Consider the following 2225-nt stretch of genomic DNA (forward strand, 5'->3'; position numbering starts at 1 on the left):
GGAGAGCTTCTGAGCTGGGAGAGCTTCTGAGCGGGGCACACTGCCCGAGCCCATGGGGTGTGATTAAAAAAAGCCCCTGGCGATTGTCTATCAAGCGCTAATAGCTATCAAAAACAAAGCACGCTGCGGATTTTCCTCAGCGTGCTTTTTGTTGGTTTGGGTGGGGCTTGCGACCGCGCCCCGTCCAAGGCGCTTACCGATGGGGGTCTGGATACACCAGGTGCAAGCCCGGAATCCTGGGGCGTTGAAAGGGCTGCCAATCCACGTCAGGGCCGTGCGGTTGCCCCAGGCGGTCGGCCACGGCCCACCAGGCGCTGGGGTTCAGGCCAATGCCAAAGTGGCTGGCCACCACTTCGATGTTTTCGGTGTGCGGGTTGTGCGCCGCTGGCGCCTGGATGCTGCCGCGCCAGGCCACCACGCCATCGCTGCGCGAGTAGATGCTGGTGGTAGGCACCGGGGGCGCCTCGGGCAGGTTGTAGTTTTCAGTCTCGCGCTCGATGCTGCGGCCACTGGCGAGCTGGTAGATGCGCCACGCGTTGGTGGAGGTGTGGTGCCCCGCAAACGGCGTGCCCAGCGTGATCACGCAGCGCACCCGATCGGGCATTTCCTTGGCCAGTTCGCGCGCATAGACGCCGCCCAGGCTCCAGCCCACCAGGCTCACCTTGCCGCCGCTCGCGTCATACGCCTCCTGCAGTTGGCGCTTGGCGTTTTCCAGCACTCCATCCTTGGGGCCGAGGTTCAGGCCCTGGCCCCAGCCCAGGGTGTCGTAGTTGCGCGACTCCAGGTAGCGGCGCAGCGGAACGGTGGTGGCATCCCCTGCCGTGAGGCCCGGAAACACGATCACCGTGTGGCCGTCGCCGCGTGGGGCGCGCTGCAGCACAGGCCAGGCGGGCAACACCGCGCCAAACTCCCACGGGGCCCGCAGCTCGAGTGCCAGCAGCGGCAGGCCGGGAGCCGGGATGTGGTTGGGGTCGGTTTCTTTGTTGCTGAAAAAGGGCATCGGGTCGTCAATCAAAAGCAAAGGCGCACACGGGCGGTGGGGCCGCCATGGAAGGTAGCATTTTTTTGGCTGTGCATTGGGGGGTGGACTGGAGCTAGCTCTCCAATCCCAAGGTTGGGGGGCTGGGCTCTGGCGGGGTTGGTGTCGCCAACTTGACAGCTGCGTGTGCAGTGGCTGGCCCGCAAATGCCTGGGCGAGAGCATGCCGGTCTTGATGAAGATCAAGACACGGCCCGGCTGCGGCGAAATAGGTCTGGTGACAAAGGCCCCCCACGGATAAGGTGTCGGCAGCTAGAGAAAACATCCATTCAGAGGAGAAGCAGGATGAACCAGCTGAGGATTTCAACCCGACTCGCCGTAGCGTTTGCCGTCATGGTGCTTTTGCTCATCGCGCTGGGTGCGGTCAGCCTGATCCGGTCTGCGAACCAGCGCACGGAGCTCAAGGACGTCATTGACGTGCGCATCCCGATCACCAGAGCACTGGGAACCCTTACCGACCGGGTGAATGTGCAAGCCATCCAGGTGCGCAATCTGGCGATTTTCACGACCGAGGCGGTGGTCAAATCGTCGATGGACCAGATTACCGCGTCCAGGGCGGAAGTGGACGCGCAGTACAAAACGCTGGATTCGCTGATCACCTCCGCCAATGGCAAGGAACTCCTTGCCCGCATGCAGCAGCGGCGGGCGGAGTTTGCAAAGATCGGCGTGCAGTACCTGGGCATGATCCAGCAAGGGCAGAAGGACGAAGCCATCAAGCTGCTCGAAGAGCAATACCGCCCCGCACAGCGGGCCTACCAGGCCGCCATCCACGAGCAGGTTGAATATCAGGCCCAGGTCACCGCAAAAGCGGGTGAACGGGCAGAAGCCGCAGCTACTGCGTTGCAACGGGATGTGTTGATTGCGGGGGCACTCGCGATTGCCATTGCCCTCTTTCTCGCCGTCACCATCATCCGGTCCATCACCCGCCCCCTTGCACGGGCGGTGGAGGCTGCTGACCGTGTGGCCGGCGGTGATCTCAGCGGCCAGATCACCGTTCAGTCCCAAGACGAAACCGGCCACCTGCTCAGCGCCCTGCAGCGCATGCAGCAAAGCCTGGTGAACACCGTGGCCGCGGTGCGCAGCAACGCCGAAGGTGTTGCATCGGCGAGCTCGCAGATTGCGTCGGGCAACAACGACCTGTCGGCGCGCACCGAACAGCAGGCCAGCGCGCTGGAAGAGACCGCCGC

2 protein-coding genes are annotated in these 2225 nt (G+C 63.6%); one reads left to right on the forward strand and one right to left on the reverse strand.

Annotation, left to right across the window (positions count from 1 at the left end; translation table 11 throughout):
• Nucleotides 1–193: 193 nt before the first annotated feature.
• Complete coding sequence (locus ASE39_RS14060) at nt 194–1000, reverse strand: alpha/beta hydrolase (RefSeq protein WP_057271562.1); 807 nt, start codon at nt 998–1000, stop codon at nt 194–196.
• Nucleotides 1001–1323: 323 nt separating this feature from the next.
• Between ASE39_RS14060 and ASE39_RS14065 the strand changes: the two genes are divergently transcribed.
• A partial coding sequence (locus ASE39_RS14065; protein WP_140426784.1) for an MCP four helix bundle domain-containing protein occupies nt 1324–2225 on the forward strand: 902 nt, incomplete at its 3' end.

This window comes from Acidovorax sp. Root267, assembly GCF_001429215.1.
In the GTDB taxonomy this organism is placed as follows: Bacteria; Pseudomonadota; Gammaproteobacteria; order Burkholderiales; family Burkholderiaceae_C; genus Acidovorax; species Acidovorax radicis.